Source organism: Falsirhodobacter deserti (genome assembly GCF_004015795.1).
Lineage (GTDB): Bacteria > Pseudomonadota > Alphaproteobacteria > Rhodobacterales > Rhodobacteraceae > Falsirhodobacter > Falsirhodobacter deserti.
On sequence record NZ_ML137221.1, the window covers coordinates 1 to 17,910 of the forward strand.

General features: G+C 62.3%; 13 protein-coding genes. 5 read left to right on the forward strand and 8 right to left on the reverse strand.

The genetic code is table 11. The features are described 5' to 3' along the window. A partial coding sequence (locus JX25_RS15000) for a LysR family transcriptional regulator (RefSeq protein WP_206611607.1) occupies positions 1–293 on the forward strand: 293 nt, incomplete at its 5' end. A 398-nt stretch (positions 294–691) separates the two neighbouring features. Here JX25_RS15000 and JX25_RS13550 read toward each other — a convergent pair. From JX25_RS13550 to JX25_RS13565, 4 genes are all read right to left on the reverse strand, one after another. Next, a complete protein-coding gene (locus JX25_RS13550) occupies positions 692–2,170 on the reverse strand; it encodes a DUF2231 domain-containing protein (protein ID WP_128255640.1) in 1,479 nt (492 codons plus the stop codon). 228 nt (positions 2,171–2,398) lie between these two features. Further along, a protein-coding gene (locus JX25_RS13555; protein ID WP_128255641.1) for an IS5 family transposase occupies positions 2,399–3,129 on the reverse strand; the annotation gives its coding sequence in 2 pieces (ribosomal slippage) (positions 2,399–2,838 and positions 2,838–3,129; 732 coding nt in all). A 98-nt stretch (positions 3,130–3,227) separates the two neighbouring features. Continuing rightward, the gene (locus JX25_RS13560) at positions 3,228–4,859 is read right to left on the reverse strand and encodes a BCCT family transporter (protein ID WP_128255642.1); all 1,632 of its coding nucleotides are present in this window, start codon (positions 4,857–4,859) and stop codon (positions 3,228–3,230) included. A gap of 169 nt (positions 4,860–5,028) precedes the next feature. Next, positions 5,029–6,903: an OmpA family protein gene (locus JX25_RS13565; protein WP_241557982.1), complete on the reverse strand. Its 1,875-nt coding sequence runs from the start codon at positions 6,901–6,903 to the stop codon at positions 5,029–5,031. A 189-nt stretch (positions 6,904–7,092) separates the two neighbouring features. Here JX25_RS13565 and JX25_RS13570 point away from each other — a divergent pair, with 189 nt between their 5' ends. From JX25_RS13570 to JX25_RS13580, 3 genes are read left to right on the forward strand one after another with little or no spacing between them, the layout of a single operon-like run. Continuing rightward, on the forward strand, positions 7,093–8,052 hold the full coding sequence (locus tag JX25_RS13570; RefSeq protein ID WP_128255643.1) for a tripartite tricarboxylate transporter substrate binding protein: 960 nt from the start codon (positions 7,093–7,095) through the stop codon (positions 8,050–8,052). Positions 8,053–8,110: 58 nt separating this feature from the next. Beyond that, positions 8,111–8,578: a tripartite tricarboxylate transporter TctB family protein gene (locus JX25_RS13575; protein ID WP_128255644.1), complete on the forward strand. Its 468-nt coding sequence runs from the start codon at positions 8,111–8,113 to the stop codon at positions 8,576–8,578. 10 nt (positions 8,579–8,588) lie between these two features. Next, positions 8,589–10,121 carry a tripartite tricarboxylate transporter permease gene (locus JX25_RS13580; protein WP_128255645.1) on the forward strand — a complete coding sequence of 511 codons (1,533 nt, stop codon included), beginning with the start codon at positions 8,589–8,591 and terminating at the stop codon, positions 10,119–10,121. A 107-nt stretch (positions 10,122–10,228) separates the two neighbouring features. Here JX25_RS13580 and JX25_RS13585 read toward each other — a convergent pair whose 3' ends face one another. From JX25_RS13585 to JX25_RS13600, 4 genes are all read right to left on the reverse strand, one after another. Next, a complete protein-coding gene (locus JX25_RS13585) occupies positions 10,229–12,292 on the reverse strand; it encodes a TRAP transporter permease (protein ID WP_128255646.1) in 2,064 nt (687 codons plus the stop codon). 68 nt (positions 12,293–12,360) lie between these two features. After that, complete coding sequence (locus JX25_RS13590; protein ID WP_128255647.1) at positions 12,361–13,368, reverse strand: TAXI family TRAP transporter solute-binding subunit; 1,008 nt, start codon at positions 13,366–13,368, stop codon at positions 12,361–12,363. Positions 13,369–13,496: 128 nt separating this feature from the next. Further along, positions 13,497–14,684: a 3-(3-hydroxy-phenyl)propionate transporter MhpT gene (mhpT, locus tag JX25_RS13595; protein ID WP_128255648.1), complete on the reverse strand. Its 1,188-nt coding sequence runs from the start codon at positions 14,682–14,684 to the stop codon at positions 13,497–13,499. 192 nt (positions 14,685–14,876) lie between these two features. Then, entirely contained in the window at positions 14,877–16,241 is a 1,365-nt protein-coding gene (locus JX25_RS13600) for a PRC-barrel domain-containing protein (protein WP_128255649.1), read from the reverse strand. Between the two features lie 192 nt (positions 16,242–16,433). Between JX25_RS13600 and JX25_RS13605 the strand changes: the two genes are divergently transcribed. Continuing rightward, positions 16,434–17,846, forward strand: a complete 1,413-nt coding sequence (locus tag JX25_RS13605; protein ID WP_128255650.1) for an alanine/glycine:cation symporter family protein — start codon at positions 16,434–16,436, stop codon at positions 17,844–17,846. Positions 17,847–17,910 lie beyond the last annotated feature (64 nt).

The window sequence follows — 17,910 nt, forward strand, 5'->3', positions numbered from 1 at the left end:
TGCTCGTCGTGCAGACTGGCAGTTTCGATGCCGCGGCCACCGTGCTCGGTGTTACGCCTTCGGCCGTCTCGCAGCGGGTTCGGGGCCTGGAAGACCGCCTCGGCGTCATCCTTGTCGAACGTGGCAGTCCGTGCCTCGTGACTGACGAGGGCGCATGGCTGTGCCGCCATATGGAACATGTCGGAATGCTGGAGGATCGGCTGATCGACCGCTTTCCGCAAGCCCGGCTTCGAAACAGGGCCGTGCCCGTCACCCTACGCATTGCCACGAATGCGGACAGTCTGGCAACCTGATTTCTCCCGGCCGTCTCGTCCTTCGCACGGGACAGCGTCGTCCTACTCAACATCGCCGTGGACGATGAAGAACATACTGCGGAATGGCTTCGGCGAGGGCGCGTCATGGCGGCCGTGACCGCCCTCGGCAAACCGGTCCATTCGAAATCTCCCATGTTCACAGATATCCTGTGATCCTATCGAGAGGTCGACCTCAGTTCAGGGCCAGCCCAATTACGCATGCTTCGAGCCATACTATCCAATGTTTGGAAAGCATCTTCGCACTCGCAGACTTCCGAGGCCCGACAGGTCGGCACAAAGCTGTCGTTCAAGGGCTGCTCAATGCCTTACCGCAGCTTCTCCACCGCCGTCGCTCGTGGATCGCGCTGTATCCCAGGCGGTTGGCAAATGCGGCACGACTATAAACCTTCTAGAAGGCGGATCTTGAGCGCGCGAAAGGCGCTGCGGGCGCGGGACTCGCGCTCGTGGTCGACCATCGCCTCGATCTCGGCGCCGAGTTGGCGGAGGCGCCTGTCGCCCAGACGCTGCGCCTCCATGAACATGGAACGCTCCTCGGCCGAAGCGTGGTGGTCCACAGCCTCGTGCAGGGCGCGGAGCTGCTCTTCGAAGGCCGGTGTCGATGTGCCAAGCCGCAGCGTGACAGCCAGCATGTCAGCGAGTTGCTGGTGTTCGGCATGCGCGACCGGGACATCCTCGCTCACCGGGCGGACGGCGGGATAAAAAATCTCATCCTCCACGTGCTCGTGGATCTCGAGCTCCCCCGCCAAGAGGCGCATCATGTCGCGCCGCTCGGGGTCTTCAGGGTCCATCGCCTCGATGTTCTCGAAGAGGCGGCGCAGGATCTGGTGATGCTCGAAGAGGACCTCGTCGGCTTTGCGCGCGCCCGGCGGAACCTCCTTCCCGTCGGCCGCCTCGGCCACTGCGGCACGGCTGGCTTCGATCTCCTCGGGCGTCAACGCCTCGTCACCCGGCTCGGGGATCCGGCGGAGTTCTACTTGGCCGTCGTTGATCCGGACCTCGTAGCGGGGCTGGGGCGCGGTCGAGGGGCCGTCGAGCACGTCGCCCGTGGCGAGGCAGAATCGCGACCCGTGCCAAGGACAGACGAGGCCGCCGTCTTGCACCCAGCCCTCGTCCAGCGGCCCGCCCATATGCGAGCACCGAGAGCCCATTGCATGGACGCGGCCCCTATGGTGCACCAGCACGACTCCGATCGCGGCGCGCGCGGCTTCGTCCCAGATCTCCACGCGGCGGGGGCGGTCCTCTTCCAGCTCGGCGAGGGACAAGACCGACAAGAAGCCACGCGGTTCGGGTGAGCGGTCGGCTTGGTCGACGCCGATGCGGCGCCGATAGACCATGTGGCCGCCGAGATAGGCACCGGCGGCCATGGTGAGCCAGCCCGCGGCGCTAAGCGTCCTCCCTGCGCCGCGGCGGCCACGGCGGCGCAGGGCGAGCGATCCAAGGGTCAGAGCAAGTGCGGCGGTGTTCAGCGCCGCGTGAACAAGGCCGGTGCGTCGATCGCGGCCGTGAACCTGACGCCAGTCAGCCGCGCCTGCCGCCGCCGCCGCGATCGCACCTGCCGCACCGACTTTGAGTGCAAGATCGGCGGCGTTGCCTGCGCGGCGATGGGGCGCGAGGCCGAACGTGTCGTAGGTGTCGAGGACGAGCGCGAACGTCCAGGTGCCGATCGGCAGGGTCGCCAGCGCGGGATGGAGCGGGTGACCCAGCCAAGTGCCATGCAAAGTATTCTGGATCGGCTGCGACGCGGTGCCGGTCACCTCCAGCGTTGTGGAAAGCGCGTTCGCGACCGCGTAGGCGGGAGCATCCAGTTGCTCCGCCTGCTCAACCCTTCCTGTGAAACGTTCGGTCTCAGATACCATGGACGGCCTCGTTCCGGTTGAGCGATTTGAAAAGGGTAGCGCTCCAAGCTTGTCGGGACAATCCTATCGAACGGAGTGCTGGCGACATTGCGCTGCTCCCCAACCTTGGACCGCCGGATGCTGGAGTTTTCCGGCGTGGTCATGGCGACGGGCTGGCCGCGGCATCGAAACTGCCAGTCTGCACGACGAGCATCACCGCCCGGGCCGCGGGATTATCCAGCATTAGGGTCAGGATTCATAACCAGTAATGACGGTTGCGGCGAGCGGGATGGCTGAGAGGAAGACCTTTGGACAGCGGTCATAGCGGGTTGCCACGCGCCTCCAGTCCTTGAGCCTGCCGAACATGATCCCGATGCGGTTGCGGCGTTTGTATCGACGCTTGTCGTATCTGACGGGTGTCTTGCGTTGCCTTCTACCAGGGATACGGGCGCGTATCCCTTCGTTCTGCACTGCTTCCCGGAACCAATCGGCGTCGTAGCCGAGATCCCCGAGCAGCCAATCGACCTTTGGCAGGCTGCCGAGGAGCGCCCGTGCGCCGGTGTAGTCGCTCACCTGGCCGGCGGTTACGAACAGGTCGATCGGCCGCCCTTGGCTGTCGCAGATGGCATGCAGTTTGGTGTTCATCCCACCCTTGGTTCGACCGATCAGGCGGCCACGCCCCCCTTTTTCGCGGCCATGCTGGTCGCGGTGCGGTGTGCCTTCAGATAGCTCGCATCGATCATCACGGTCTTCCTCTCTCGGTGCTCTGCGGCCAGGCCCCTCATCATCCGTGCGGAGACGCCTTTCTCGCTCCATCGCTTCCAACGGCTGTAGAGCGTCTTGTGCGGCCCATAGGCTTTCGGGGCGTCTCGCCAGCGCAACCCGTTGCGGTTGACGAAGATAATCCCGCTCAGCACACGCTTGTCATCAACCCGGGGTTCGCCGTGCGGCTTCGGAAAGAAGGGCTCCAGACGTGCCATCTGCACGTCGTTCAGCCAGAAAAGATCCTGTCACCGCTCCGTTTTCGAAGCCGTGAATCACGCAGCACTACGGAAAGCAATGCATCCTGACCCTAAGGTCAGTCGCCCGTATTTTCCGGCTCGAACTCGCTCAGTGCCGGGCGCTTGCCGATGGTGATGTGGTCGATATCCTCCACCCCGAAACCTCGTATTAACGAAGGGATCATCATGCATACCAGCACGAAGATCGGCAGGCCCACGACTGTGATCACCTCCTGCAGGGCGGTCAGGCCCGCTTCTCCGGCCAAAAGGATCAGGGTGGCGGCGATGGCACCCACCGCAAGGCCCCAGAAAACCCGCTGGTGAACGGGCCCCGCCTCGGGCTTGCCGGAACAGAGCATGTCCACCACAAGCGAGGCTGAATCCGACGAGGTCGCAAAGAAGATCGCGACCACAATTACCGCGATGCCCTGGATCAGCGGCGCCAAAGGCAGTTCTGCGAAAAAGGCAAACATGGCCAGCGGAACCGACTCCGCCACTGCACGGCTGATGGAGCCTGCGGCCGGTCCCATCGCCTCACGCGCGGCTTCGCCCAGGCCATCCAGCGCCATTGCCTGCCAGCCAAAAATGGCGAACCAGATTATGGTGAACAGCGACGGGGCCAGCAGCACACCGAAAACAAATTCCCGCACCGTTCGCCCACGTGAGATGCGGGCAACGAACAGCCCGATGAAAGGCGACCACGTGACCGTCCACGCCCAGTAAAATACCGTCCAGTTGGCCTGCCAGCCCCAGTCGCCCGTACCCATCCCGCCGCCATGCAGCATGTCGTTCCAGAAGGCGAGGCGCGGCAGGTTCGACAGGTAAAGGCCAAAGGTTTCAACCACCCCGCGCAGCAGGAACAGCGTGGAGCCTGTGACCAGCACGAAGATCATCAGTCCGACGGCAAGCCCGATATTGATGTTGGACAAGACTTTGATGCCCTTGTCCAGCCCGGCAACGATGGACAGCGTTGCCACGATTGAGAGGGTGCCAAGAATGGCCAGACGCGTCGCCGTGCCGGCATCCCATCCAAGCAGCCCCGAAAGCCCTGCCGCCACCTGCGAAGATCCCAAACCCAACGAAACGGCCACCCCGAACAGTGTACCAAGGATGGAAATGACGTCGATGGCCTTGCCTGCGGGTCCATGGATCCGTTCGCGCAGAAGCGGATAAAACACCGAACTGACCCGCACCGGCAGGTCATAACGGTTGATGAAATAAGCAAAGGCAAGCCCCGGCAGCGCGAAGATCGTCCACGTGTGCAGTGCAAGATGGTAAAGTGCGATGGAAACGGCATCCTGCGCCGCCGTCAGCGTGAACGGCTCTACCCCCGGCAGGGGAGGGGACTGGTAGTGGCTGATCGGTTCAGCAACACCCCAGAACATCAGGACAGTGCCAATGCCGCCCGCGAACAGCATCGTGAACCATGACAGGTTGGAATATTCCGGGCGCGATGTGCGCGGCCCAAGCCGGATATGACCGTGGCGCGACATCGCGGCATAAATCAGGAACCCAAGCCAGACGTTCACGCCAAGAATGAAGAACCAGCCAAGGTTGGTAACGATCCACGCCCGACCAACGGAGAACGCGTTACCAATGGGTCCGGGAGCAACGACCAGAAGCACGACGAAAAGCAGCGTCAAACCGGCGGATACAAAGAAAATGGTGGGATCAACCCGCAGGCCAAGTTTGTCGGCCAAAGCTTTCATACGTCTGTCCTCGTTATTCTGGTTGCAGGAATAAGCCTGCTGCAGCACCTATCGTTCCGATATTCGGCATTTTTTGTTCCCGAAGCGCCTCGAATTGGCGGATCAATTGGCGGGTCCAGCGCGTCGCGGGAAAGAAACGGGCCGGAGCTTTCGCTCCGGCCCTATCATGTTACCTTGCCTGCGCGGTTTGCAGGATCGGGGTGATGATCCGCACCGCGACGCGGCGGTTGCGCGGTTCATCCCCTTCCGTGTCGATGCGGAGATCGCTTTCGCCATAGCCTTGGACGACCATGTTTTCCGGCGGAATGTCGTAATACTCCGCCAGTGCCAATGCGACCGACTCAGCACGCCGATCCGAAAGCGCAAGGTTGGAGACGTCAGAGCCGACGGCATCGGTATGACCCTCGATCAGGAACACCTCCGTCGGGCGATCTGCAAGCAGATCCTTCAGCTGGTTGCCCAGTTCCGAAAGCTGCTCCGCTTGCGCCGGATCAATCGCGGCAGACCCTGTGCGGAAGGTGATATTCTCCACATCCACCACCGGCGCAATGGATCGCACCTGCGGATAATTGCGGATCTGCGACAAGGAATAGCCGCGGGCGTTTTCGCGGTTCTCGATACGGGTCAGGGCCTCACGCAGGGCGTCCCTGTCGCCGGCGGCCACGCGGACATCCTCGCGGGTGCGTGGCAGAAGCGACAGATCGACAGGGGCAACCTGTCCGGTGTCGTCGATGATCCGGGTTTCGCTGCCGCTTGCATCAACACGGATGCGTTGCAGAACACGCCCCGTCGCATCGCGCAAGGTTACGACGCGCGAGCCGTCCGAATATTCGACCGTGGAACGGGTGGAGCCGTCAGAGTAGGTTTCGGTGCGCACAGTGCTGCCCGGCTGGCGCAGCAGAGCGTCGTCATCCTTCAACACGACATACTGCCCGTCATCCTGACGCACGACCACCCGATCGCCGGTGTTGGCAACAACTTCATTGCCGTTGTTCATCAGCGCGCCGACCACAAGTCCGCCAAGGGCCACCAAGCCGGCTTTCTCCAGATTGCTCAGGCCACTGTCATCGTCATCGTCATTGCGACGTTCACCCGACGCAGTGGTCTCGAAATCTTCGGTGCTGGAGCGGGCATCCTCTTCCGTGATCTGGGTGCTTGTTTCACTCGTGACCTCGCCGTCCGAAGCTGCAGCAACCGCGCCGGCGCTTGCATCTTCGTTCAGCAACTCGTTCAGGGTGTCGACAGCCTCTTTCTCAGGCTCGGGCTGCCCTTCCGTGTCGTTGGCGGTGGCGCCTTCCTCGGCATCAGGGGTCGCAGCCTCGGTGTCAGTCGCATCGGCTTCCTCGGCAGGCTGTTCCTCCGGGGTGGGCTGTTCTTCGGAAGCAGGCTGACCCTCAGCAGTGGGCGCTGCAGGCGCAGGATCAGTTGCATCATTCGTCGCATCATCCGTCGCGGCGGGTTCGTCCGCGGGCGCGGCGGTGGGCGCGGCGGTGGGCGTTCCTTCCGCTGTGGCAGGTTCGTCTGAAGGTGCAGGATCAGCTGCTTCTTCCGGTGCAGCCGCCTCGTCTGCAGGTGCACTGTCGTTCTGCTGCTGCGCAGCTTCTGGCTCCGCTGCGACCTCAGGCGTCACTTCTTCGGTTGCAGGGGCATCGGTCGGCTCAGGCGCAGCCTCTGTCGGCTGCTCGCTCGGGGCAGGTTCCTCGGCAGTTGCCGCGGGCGCCTCCCCAGGGGCTGGGGGTTCCGGCGCTTCCTCGGCGACCGGCTCTTGCTGCTCGGCTTCATCCGGGGCGGCAGCAGGGACATCCTCCGGGGGTATCTCTTCGGTAGGAGAGGGCGCTTCCTCCGCAGCCGCCGGTTCCGTGGCCGAAGCATCGTCACCCGAAGGCGTTCCGTTGGCCGGGGTTTCGGCTGTTCCCTCTGCCGGTGGGATCGGCGGTGGTGAGGCATCCTGTGCCAGCGCAGGAAGCGGTGCCAAGGATGCCAAAGCCATTGAAAGTGCAGTCGTCGTGGTCAGAAGCGTATTACAGGTCCGTGATATGGACATGGTTCGTTCCTTTCTTGCCGATCCGGTTACCAAAAGGTCAGGAAATGAACACGCAGCAGGCGTACCTGTTCCGCAGCAGTCATCTAGAGTTTGCACATCATGGGTGGCGGACGATCGGTATTGCACCTCATGCGCTAATATATTAGTTCTAGATCCGAGGACGGTGTTCTATCTTTGGGAGGAGACAGAATGAAACTGCGCACTCTGGCAGCGTTGGCTGCCGGTACGATGCTCTGCGCCACGGGCGCGATGGCACAGGATGCTTGGCCGCAGCGGACGGTGAACGTTATCATCGGCGCCAGCCCCGGCGGCGATACCGATTTCAACGCCCGCACCATGGCCCGCTTCTTCGAAGAGGTTACGGGCACCAGCATGATCATCACGAACATGCCTGGCGGTGGCGCGACGATCGCGACCACGGCCGTGCGCGATGCTGATCCGGACGGCTATACCATGCTGTTCGGGCATACCGGCCACCTGATCGTTACGGAAGTCTCCGGTCTTGCCGATTACGGGATCGACGACTTCGAAATCTGCTGCATCCCCGCCATCGATAAAGGCGCGGTTCTGGTCGCCAGCGCCCGTTCTGACCTGACCTCGGTTGAGGACGTGGTGGAACGCACCAAGGCAGAACCGGGCAGCGTGACCTTCGGAACGGAATTCGGCGGCTATTCGCACCTTCAGGGCCTGATCTTCCAGAACGGTTCGGGCGCTGACATGACGATTGTCGACACCGGATCGGCTGCCGAGAAGATCGCTGCGCTTCTGGGCGGGCGCATTGATGTGGCTGGCATCGCCTATGGCGCGATCCAGGATTATCACGAGGCGGGCCAGATGGTGGTGCTGGGTCAGCCGAACGAAGAACGCAACCCGCTGCTGGGCGACATCCCGACCTTCGCCGAGCAGGACATCGACTTCGTGATGGAGAACCCCTACATCATCGCGTTCCCCAAAGGTACGGATGAGGCGATCCTTGATCGCATGGAAGAGGTGATGCAGCAAATCACCGAGATGCCGGAATATGCCGAGGCGCTGGAACAGGGCTTCCGCCAGCCGGTGTCGTTCCTGCCGCATGAAGAAGCGGTCGAACGCCTGAACGAGATCCGCGAAGCCTACATGCCATACCGCGAGGCGCTTCAGGCCCGCTGATCACTTCGGGGCGCGGACAACGCGCCCCGATCCAATCTGCCGCTGGGGGAGGGGCTGGATGCGTATCAAGGATATCGTCATTGCGTTGGTCATGCTGGGCGCAGGTGCCGGATACCTGTCCATGGCGATGGGGCTTCCGGACCGGGACGGCATCGATGCCGGCAGCGTGCCGGTCGCGCTGGCCTGGATGATGATCGCGCTTGGCGGGATCGAGTTCGTTCGTGCCGTTCGGCCTGCGGCTTCGGCCCAGGTTCAGGGAATATCGGGCAGCGGCATGGTAACTGTTGGCATAACGTTGGCGCTGATCGCCGGTTTCATCGTCGCGATGCGCCCGCTTGGATTTCCCATCGCCTCGACCCTTTTTCTTTTCCTGCAGTTCATCGTTCTGACGCCCAGCGACCGACGCCCGTCGCTGGCGTTCTACGCCCCGCTTTCCGTGATCGCCTCGGCATTGATCTTCCTGATCTTCCGCTATGGCTTTGATCTTCTGCTGCCTGCCGGGCCGTTGAACGCCTGGCTGAACTGAGGGCTTCCAGATGCTCGACCTTTTTCTTCAGGGCTTTCTGACTGTCATTTCGCCGCAAATACTGCTGCTGATTGCAGGGGGTGTGGCCGTCGGAATTGTTTTCGGGGCTGTGCCTGGCCTGACCGCAGTCATGGCCATCGCGCTGTGCCTTCCCATGACCTATGGCCTTGGCCCTTCTGCCGGCCTGTCGCTTCTGATCGCGCTGTTCGTAGGGGCAACTTCGGGCGGCCTTATCTCTGCGATCCTGCTGAAAATCCCGGGTACGCCTTCTTCCATCGCGACGACCTTCGACGGCGCGCCCATGATGGAAAAGGGCGAAGGGGGCAAGGCGCTTGGGGCCGGCATCGTCTTTTCGTTCGTCGGGACCATCATCTCCATCGTGGCGCTGGTGTTCATCGCACCATCACTGGCACAGGTGGCACTGGCATTCGGGCCACATGAATACTTCGCCATCGCCGTGTTCTCGCTGACGCTGATCGCGACGCTCTCCTCCGGCTCCATGGTGAAGGGCGTGTTTGCAGGCGTTCTGGGCTTTGCGGTTTCGACCGTGGGCATTGCGCCGGTGGATGCCATTCCGCGCTTCACTTTCGGCATGGTCGAGTTGAACGCAGGCTTCAACATCCTGACGGTCCTGGTCGGCATGTTCGCCATCGCCGAGGTCATAAAGGTCGCTGAAACCGCGCGCAGCAGTGCTGCCGCCAGTTCGACTGCGGCGCCCGATGTTCGCATCAAGGGCTTCGGCTTCTCGCGTGCCGAATTCGTGGAGCAGTTGCCGAACGCTTTCCGCTCCTCGGCCATTGGCGTGGCCGTCGGGATTCTGCCGGGCATCGGGGCAGGCACGTCCAACATCATCTCCTATATCGTTGCAAAGAAGCGCTCCAAGACGCCCGAACGCTTTGGCAAGGGAACGTTGGAAGGTGTCGTTGCCAGTGAATCCGCAAACAATGCCGGTATCGGCGGGGCGATGATCCCGCTGCTGACGCTGGGCATTCCGGGCGATGCGGTCACAGCCATCCTTCTGGGCGGGTTGATGATCCATGGCATCCAACCCGGGCCGATGCTGTTCCTGACCCAAGGCCCGCTGGTTTATACCATCTTCGCGGCGTTGATCGTTGCTGCGGTGATGATGCTGGTGCTGGAGTTCTGGGGCCTACGGATCTTCATCCGGCTCCTGGCGATCCCGAAGCACATCCTGTTGCCGATCATCTTCATTCTGTGCGCCATCGGAGCCTTCGGCCTTGCCAGCCGCGTGTTCGATATCTGGACGATCCTCGCTTTTGGGGTTCTTGGCTACGGCTTTGTGAAAGCGGGCATGCCCACAGCCCCTTTCATCATCGGCTTCATCCTTGGCCCGATGGCTGAAACGAGCTTCCGCCGTGGCTTGCAACTGTCACGTGGAGATTTCATGGGCTTCCTGACGAACCCCATCTCCGGCACCTTCCTCGGGCTTGCTGTTCTTTCCATCGGCTTCCAATTGTGGAGCGAATGGCACAGCAGCCGACGCCCCAGCGACAGCCTGCTTAGGGCTGGGAGCGAGGGATAGGGCATCCCAAGGTCTGCCAGATGAAAATAACCCGTCATGCCATGCGGCATGACGGGTTATTTTTTATGGTCTCTCTGCTGGCAGGCTTGGCCCGCCAGCAGGAGCTCTCAGACCTGAACCGCCCGTCGGCGGGCAATCACCTGCCGCAGGAACGGGATCACCAGAAGCACGCAACCGATCAGCGTGGGGACCAGCGCGGGTGCGATCAGCAGCAGGGCTGCAACGACAAGCAGCGCACGTTCGATGCCATATAGCGGGGCCAGCATCCAGTTGGAGATGGCAGCCGACAGCGCGAAAATGCCCAGCATTGCCCCGCCTGCCGCAAGGACAAAGGCGGGGATCGTGAACTCGGGCGTTACAATCAGCAGCGCGGGCGAAAAGACGAAGACGAAAGGTACCAGCGCCTTGCCCATCGACAGCCGGAACGCGGTATTCCCTGCCTTGAACGCGTTGGCACCAGCGATGCCCGACGCGGCATAGGCCGCAAGCGCCACTGGTGGCGTCACGTCTGCCAGAACGCCATAGTAGAACACGAAGAAGTGCGCCACGAGTGGCTGTACCCCCAGCAGGCCAAGGATCGGCGCGGCAACAGCCACCATGATGATATAGTTGGCAGTGGTCGGAATGCCGCAGCCCATCAGAATGCAGACCAGGGCCGTCATCAGGAGGGTGAACAGCAGCGTCAGGCTTTGCACGCTCATGATCTCGAACGGCAGGAAGGACAGGAAGGCCGACACATCGGTGGCCCAACCGCTTGCCAGACCGGTCAGCATATAGGCGATCTTGAAGCCTACGCCGGTCAGCGTGACCACGCCGATGATGATGCCCACCAGTGCGGCAGCGGCGGTGACGGAAAGCGACTGGCGCGCGCCAAGGATGAACCCATGCCACACGCCAACCACGGCATCACGCAGGCCCGCAGCCACGCCGTGTTTCTGCACGGACTGAACCACCAGCACAGCGATACACGCAACGATGGCCCAGAAGGCCGAAAGGAAGGGGGTCCGGCCGCTCATCAGCATGAAGATCAGCAGCAGCAGGGGGATGATGGACAGCCACCCCTCGCGGATGACCTTCCAGGCGTTCGGCAGTTCTTCCTTGGTCAAGCCGCGCAGGCCAAGGCGGCGGGCTTCAAGGTGGACCTGAAGCAGCACGCCGAAGAAGTGCATGAAAGCCGGAACAATGGCCGCCAGAAGGATCGTCGTCAGGGGAACGCCAAGATATTCGATCATCAGGAATGCGACGGCGCCCATCACCGGCGGCGTGATCTGTCCGCCGGTCGACGAAGCCGCCTCAACCGCGGCGGCGAAGTGGCGCTGATATCCGACACGGATCATGGCCGGAATGGTCAGTGCGCCCGTTGTCACCGTGTTGGCGATGGAAGAGCCGGAGATGGAGCCGAGCATCGCCGAGGAGATAACCGAAACCTTGGCAGGGCCGCCCGCAAACCGTCCTGTCAACGCCGAAGCCACGTCGATGAACAACTGTCCCAGCCCGATGCGCGTGGCCATCACGCCGAACAGCACGAAGTGGAACACGTAGGTGGCGATCACGCCAAGCGCGGTGCCATAGATTCCCTGCGAGGTGAGGTACAGGTGGTTGACGATATCGGCCCAGCTTGCGCCGGGATGTACGAACACGCCCGGTACCGACTGGCCGAAATAGGCATAGGCCATGAACAGGCAGGCAATGATCGGCAGCGGCCATCCCATGGATCGGCGCACACCTTCCAGCAGTGTGACGATCAGGATGGTGCCCATCGCCACGTCCATCGTTGTCGGGTTTCCGACGCGGAAGGCCAGTTGTTCATAGATCCACGGGACGTACAGCGAAGATACAGCCGCGCCGATCGCCAGCACCCAATCCAGAAGCGGCAGCCCCAGCGGGGCCATCAGGCCCGGCCGGGCATCACGCCGCCCGAAGGCGGAAAAGCTGACGAACAGCAGGAACAGCGTGACCGCCATGTGTAACCCGCGATGCGTCGTGGCTCGCGGAATGCCGAAACCGGCGGTATAAAAGTGATAGCATGACAGCAGGAACAGCAGGACGCCGGACAAGATGGCCAGCGCCTGCCCCAGCTTGCGGAAGCGCAGTTCGGGATCGAACTTCTCCTCCAGCGCCTTCAGTTCATCTGCGGTCAGCGCCGGGGAAGCGCTGTCATCTTTTGTCATTCTTCATCTCTTTTCCAAATGCCAAAGGGGCGGCTGCCAGCCGCCCCGTCATCCCGATTTTCGTCTTCTTACTGCAGAACGCCAGCTTCGCGGTAGAAGCGTTCGGCACCCGGATGGAAGGGAATGCCAACGCCGTTGGTCGCATTGTCCAGAACGATCAGCTTGCCCTTGGCATGGCCTGCGTCAAACATCTTGCGCGTGTTGTCATTCCACAGCGCCTTGGTGATGTTATAGATCAGCTCTTCAGGTTGGTTCGCGTTGGTCACCCATTGCGCGCCCACGGAAAGCGTCGTCACATCGGCATCCTGCCCTTCATAGGTTCCGGCAGGGAAGGTGTCGGCGGCGAAGAAGCTGTATTGCTCGCGGATGGCATCGGCTTCCTCGCCCGAAATGGCGATCAGCTCCACGTCATGCTGGCTGGCCAGTTCGGCAATGGCACCAGCCGGATAGCCGCCGACGAAGAAGAAGGCATCCATCGCCCCGTCGCGCATGCGGTCCGCAGCCTGGTCGGGCTTCAGGAACTCGGCCTGCACATCGTCTTCCGACAGGCCATAGGCTTCAAGAATGATGCGCGCATCTACCAGCGTGCCCGAGCCCGGCTCGTCCAGCGAAACACGCTTGCCCGCAAGATCGGCCACGCTGTCGATGCCTGCATCGGCGCGGGCAACGAGGTGGATGCTTTCGGGGTAAAGGTTGGCGATCATGCGCAGGTTCTCAACCGCGGGCTGATCTTCCCAAAGACCGGTGCCGGTTTGCGCCCAGGTGGCGACGTCGGACTGGGTGAAGCCGCTTTCCAGAGAGCCGGAGTTGATGGCGTTGATGTTGCCGACGGAACCGTTGGAGGCGACAGCCGTCGCGATCAGGCCGGGCACCCCGCAGGAGCCGCCATCTTCGCAGGCGCGCGATCCGGGCGGGCTGGAGATGGCGTTGGCTATCAGGCCGCCGACGGGATAATAGGTTCCCGCCGTGCCGCCGGTGCCGATGCGGAAGAAGGACATGTCCTGTGCGGACGCGACCGAGGTCAGAAGGCCTGCACCAAGTGCAAGACCGAGAAAGATACGGGACTGAATGGACATGGCTCTCCCCTGTTTTTGAACTTGGAAAGAATGTAGGCCGGATATCCGATCTCACACAACCGTGTTTCTGCGGGTGGGGAAAGGATGGGAACCCGGCGGCGCCACCAGCCGCCGGGCGCATCGCTTTTTCAGGCGGTTTGTGCCGTGCGGCGGCGGCGCGCAAGAAGCCAGGTGGCAGCACCGCCAAGGATTGCGACGGGCAGGATGTTGACCAGCACCCCCGTTGCATCCTGCCCCGAAGCAACCAGCACCCCCGCAAGCAACGGCCCTGCGACCGATCCAAACCGACCCACGGCCACGGCCAGCCCGACGCCCTTGCCACGCGCCTCGGCAGGATAGCATTGCGGCGCGATGCCATAAAGGATGGCTTGCACCGCAATCACGGCAACGCCCAGAACCGTTCCCACGACAAGCGTGACCAAGATATTAGCAGGCGCGGCAGCCAGAAGGGCCAGTGCCGCCACCAGCCCGCCGAATGAGGCTGCGATCCAGAGTGGCCGGTTCCGGGCATCCAGTGCCACGCCGCCGACCAGGCTGCCGGCAGCGCCGCCGAGGTTGAAGACCAACTGCACGAAGCCTGCCTCGGACCGATCAAAGCCGCGCGACACCATCAGCGCCGGAAGCCAGTTCAGCAGAAGATACAGCACCAGAAGCGAGAAGAAGAACCCCGCCCAAAGCAGCACGGTCGGCACCGCGCGCCCGTGCCCCAGAACCGCGGCGATCCCGCCGCTTCCATGGGCGGCCGTTACGCGCAGCGGCGGAAGTTGCAGAACCAGCGGAATAATAAGCAGCGGCAGCACGCCCCCGATAACGAACAACATCCGCCATCCGTCGCCAAGGCCGGCGATGGAGATGAGGCTGACAATGGCGCCGCCCAGTGGAATGCCAGCATACATCAGCGCCACGGCGCGCCCACGTTTCTCCGGCTCGGCCGACTCGGCGGCAATGGCCACGAGGTTGGGCAATGCCCCACCCAGACCAACGCCGGTCAGGAAACGCAGTGCGATCAGCATCTCGTAACTGCTGGCAAGGGCCGTCGCGATCGAAAAGACCCCGAAGACTGCCAGCGACAGGGCCAGCGCCATGCGGCGACCGTGCCGGTCAGACAGCCACCCGCCTGCAAGGGCGCCGAACATCAGCCCGAATGTGGCAGCGGAAAAGAACATGCCCATCTGCGAAGGTGACAGCCCCAGATCCGGCCCCAGCCGCGGCGCGGCAATGCCAGCGACCTGGATGTCAAAGCCTTCGATCAGCGCGGCAACAAAACAGATGGCGATAGCCCGGCTTCCGCCGGAAGCGGTTGAGACACGGCCCATTGATCCTCCCAAATCAACTTGTGTGCGGGAAACCGGATGCTCCTCCTCAGGATCCGGTCTTGGCCACTGTTGGTGTTGGCGGCAGGGCTGTCAAGAAAAATAGCTATGATGGATAGCGAATGGTCGGCAGGCATGAAAAAACCGGAAGCAGCGATACTGCTTCCGGCATGGTCGCAATCAATAGGGGGCAGATCAGTTCATCATGACGGGAACCTGCTGGTCGTCCGACAGGCGGTTATTTTCGTCATACTCGAACTCGTTCGCGTTATCGAGTTCATCCGCCGTCATGTTGTTGACGCGCAGTTCGTTATCGGTGGCGATAACCCGCGTCATCGGTACGGCGACCTCTTTCTGGCCAAGGCCCAGAAAACCGCCATCGCGCAGCACCATCAGGATCTCGCCGTTCACTTCGACGAAGGCATGGGGCGTGCCCACGTCCTCACCGTCTGCACCGACGATCCGCATTTCCATCAGCTGTTGAACAGTGGCGGTCTGCGGGGCATTGGCCGCAGCCTGACCTTCAGGCTGTTCTGCGGGCTGTTCGCCTTGCTGGGCCTGCTGGGCTTGGGCCTGGGCCTGCTGGTGGCGCGCTTCGCGTTCGGCCTGCGTTTCGAACACGACGTTCGGTTCTCCGACGTTCATGAACTCGACGTTCGGCTGGTCAGGCATGTTGAAGATCACCTCGGGCTCTGCCTGCTCGTAAGTGATCTGCGGTGCAGCTTCCTGATAGGTGAACTGCTGTTCGGTGGCTTCGGGCTGGATGATCTCAACCTGAGGTTCCGCCTGCGTCAGGCGCACATTGCCTTCGGTCGTTGTCGCGGCGTCCCCGCCTGTGCCTTGGGCGATGTTCGTCGCAGTGTCGTTTCCGGTGTTCGCGGCATCATCTGTTTCCGCGCCCTGATCGACATCAAGGTCGACCGCCAGCTGCGGTTCGCCCTGACGCACAGTAACCTGCGGCGGTTCCTGCATCACCTCGACCTGCGGATCAGCGGTCGAGATCTGCACGTCAGGCTCGGCACGTTGCACATAGATCGACGGGGCGGGAATCTCTATGCGGACAGAGATTTCCGGCACGTCGATCGACACGCGCGGCTGTTCCTGACGAACCTGAATGTTCGAGGGCTGCTCGGTCACCTGTACTTGCGGCTGAGATGTTTGCACGCGCACCTGGGCGGGCTGCTCCTGCACGTCCACCTGCGGCTCGGGCACGCGAACCTGCGCCTGGCCTTCGATCACCGCCTGCTCTTCCAGCTGCACCTCTTCCGTGGCAACGCCGCTGGTTTCAGTCTGGGCTTCGGTGCTGGTGAACTGCTGGCGCACCTCGGTGCAGCGCGCGGCATCGTTTTCAGTCAGGATGCGCTGCATCTCGGCGCGTTCTACAATCCGGTCGTTGCCGGGCTGTTCGTAATCGCGGGCGACGACGCGGCATTCCTCGTTCAGGTCGGTAAGCTGCTGTTCGGTCAGCAGGGCCTGCGCCTGTGCGACGCCGGGCACGGCGATGACGCAGGTGAGGGCCGTCGTGAGCAGGCCGGCACGATAGTGCTTTGCATGTGTCAACGTATAGTCCTCCTGGTTGGTGCGTGGCGCCTTGGCAACGGGTGCAGGCCATGATTGTTCCTGACCTGAACTTTTTCCTCTTCGGCGGCTTCATCTTCTTGCGGGGAACAAGCTGCAGGTTGGCAAACTCCGCTGGTTGCCTTGCATTCCTGTCCACGTCATCCTTAAGAGAGCCTTTTAAAGGGGACATGCATGGACGCCGTGATCGATCTTCTGAACCTGATCTTATGGAACTATATCCTGATCTACGGCCTGCTGGCGGTGGGCGTCTTCTTCACGCTGCGTCTCGGCTTCCTGCAGTTCCGTCATTTCAAGGAATTCTTCCGCTGCGTTACCAGTTCGGGTGAGGTGAACCGCAACGGCATCACGCCGCTTCAGGCGCTGACGGTAAGTCTCGCGTCGCGGGTCGGAACGGGCAATATCGCTGGTGTGGCTGTCGCGATCTATCTTGGCGGCGCAGGCGCTGTGTTCTGGATGTGGCTGGTCGCTTTGGTTGGCATGGCGACAGCTTATTCCGAAAGCGCGCTGGCGCAGCTTTACAAGACGCGCGGCCCAGGCGGAATGTATCGCGGGGGACCGGCCTTTTACATCTCCAAGGGATTGGGGCTTCCGTGGCTGGGCGCGATCTTTGCCATCTGCCTGATCATCGCCTTCGGCCTCGTGTTCAACTCCGTCCAGTCAAACTCCATCGCCGAGGCGATGAACGGTGCCTTCGGCCTGCCGAAATGGGCAGTGGGCATCGCAGTGGCTGCACTGACCATGATCATCATCTTCGGCGGCATTCCCCAGATCGCAAAAGTCGCACAGGTCATCGTGCCCTTCATGGCTGGCGCCTACCTGCTGGCGGCGATGATCGTCATCGTGATGAACCTGACCGAGGTTCCCGGTGTCTTGTGGCAGATCGTGGGCGGCGCGTTCGGCCTGACCGAAGCTGCCGGCGGCGTTGCGGGATCGGTGACGGCAGCGGCAATGAACGGCATCAAGCGCGGTCTCTTCTCGAACGAAGCGGGGATGGGGTCTGCCCCCAATATCGCCGCGGTGGCGACGCCAGATCCGCACCACCCTGCCAGCCAGGGCTTTGTGCAGGCGCTTGGCGTGTTCATCGACACGATCCTGGTATGCACGGCGACGGCCGTGATGATCTTGCTTTCTGGCGTGCTTGAACATGGCAATGGCGTAACGGGCACGGTCCTGACGCAAAGCGCCCTTGTGGAGCATTTCGGTGCGGCTGGCGGCATCTTCGTTGCGGTGGCGATCTTCTTCTTCGCCTTCACCTCGATCATCGGTAACTATGCTTATGCCGAAAACGCGATCTCCTACCTCGGCTTCGGTGGCAAGAGCGGCCTGCTGGTCCTGCGGCTTGCAGCGGCGGCAATGGTGCTGTGGGGCGCGGTGCAAAGCGTGGCCACGGTGTTCAACCTCGCCGACGCCTCCATGGGCCTGATGGCGACAATCAACCTTGTGGCCATCGTCGCGCTTTCTGGCACCGTGGTGAAGCTGACGCGCGATTATCTTGCGCAGCGCAAGGTGGGCCAGCTTCCCACCTTCGAAGCCTCGAAGCATCCGGGTCTGGCCAAGGGCGTTGATCCGACGATCTGGCGTTAGGGCCGGACAACAGACGAAACCCGCGCAGGCCCGAAGGCCTGCGCATCCGGCACCTGCGCCGCAT

Bases quoted from the DNA above. Each gene is read 5' to 3' on its own strand.
- JX25_RS13575 (WP_128255644.1), top strand. From the start codon at position 8,111: ATGCGTATCAAGGATATCGTCATTGCGTTGGTCATGCTGGGCGCAGGT.
- JX25_RS13550 (WP_128255640.1), bottom strand. From the start codon at position 2,170: ATGGTATCTGAGACCGAACGTTTCACAGGAAGGGTTGAGCAGGCGGAG.
- JX25_RS13590 (WP_128255647.1), bottom strand. From the start codon at position 13,368: ATGTCCATTCAGTCCCGTATCTTTCTCGGTCTTGCACTTGGTGCAGGC.
- JX25_RS13605 (WP_128255650.1), top strand. From the start codon at position 16,434: ATGGACGCCGTGATCGATCTTCTGAACCTGATCTTATGGAACTATATC.
- JX25_RS13565 (WP_241557982.1), bottom strand. From the start codon at position 6,903: ATGTCCATATCACGGACCTGTAATACGCTTCTGACCACGACGACTGCA.
- JX25_RS13570 (WP_128255643.1), top strand. From the start codon at position 7,093: ATGAAACTGCGCACTCTGGCAGCGTTGGCTGCCGGTACGATGCTCTGC.
- JX25_RS13585 (WP_128255646.1), bottom strand. From the start codon at position 12,292: ATGACAAAAGATGACAGCGCTTCCCCGGCGCTGACCGCAGATGAACTG.
- JX25_RS13580 (WP_128255645.1), top strand. From the start codon at position 8,589: ATGCTCGACCTTTTTCTTCAGGGCTTTCTGACTGTCATTTCGCCGCAA.
- JX25_RS13560 (WP_128255642.1), bottom strand. From the start codon at position 4,859: ATGAAAGCTTTGGCCGACAAACTTGGCCTGCGGGTTGATCCCACCATT.
- mhpT (WP_128255648.1), bottom strand. From the start codon at position 14,684: ATGGGCCGTGTCTCAACCGCTTCCGGCGGAAGCCGGGCTATCGCCATC.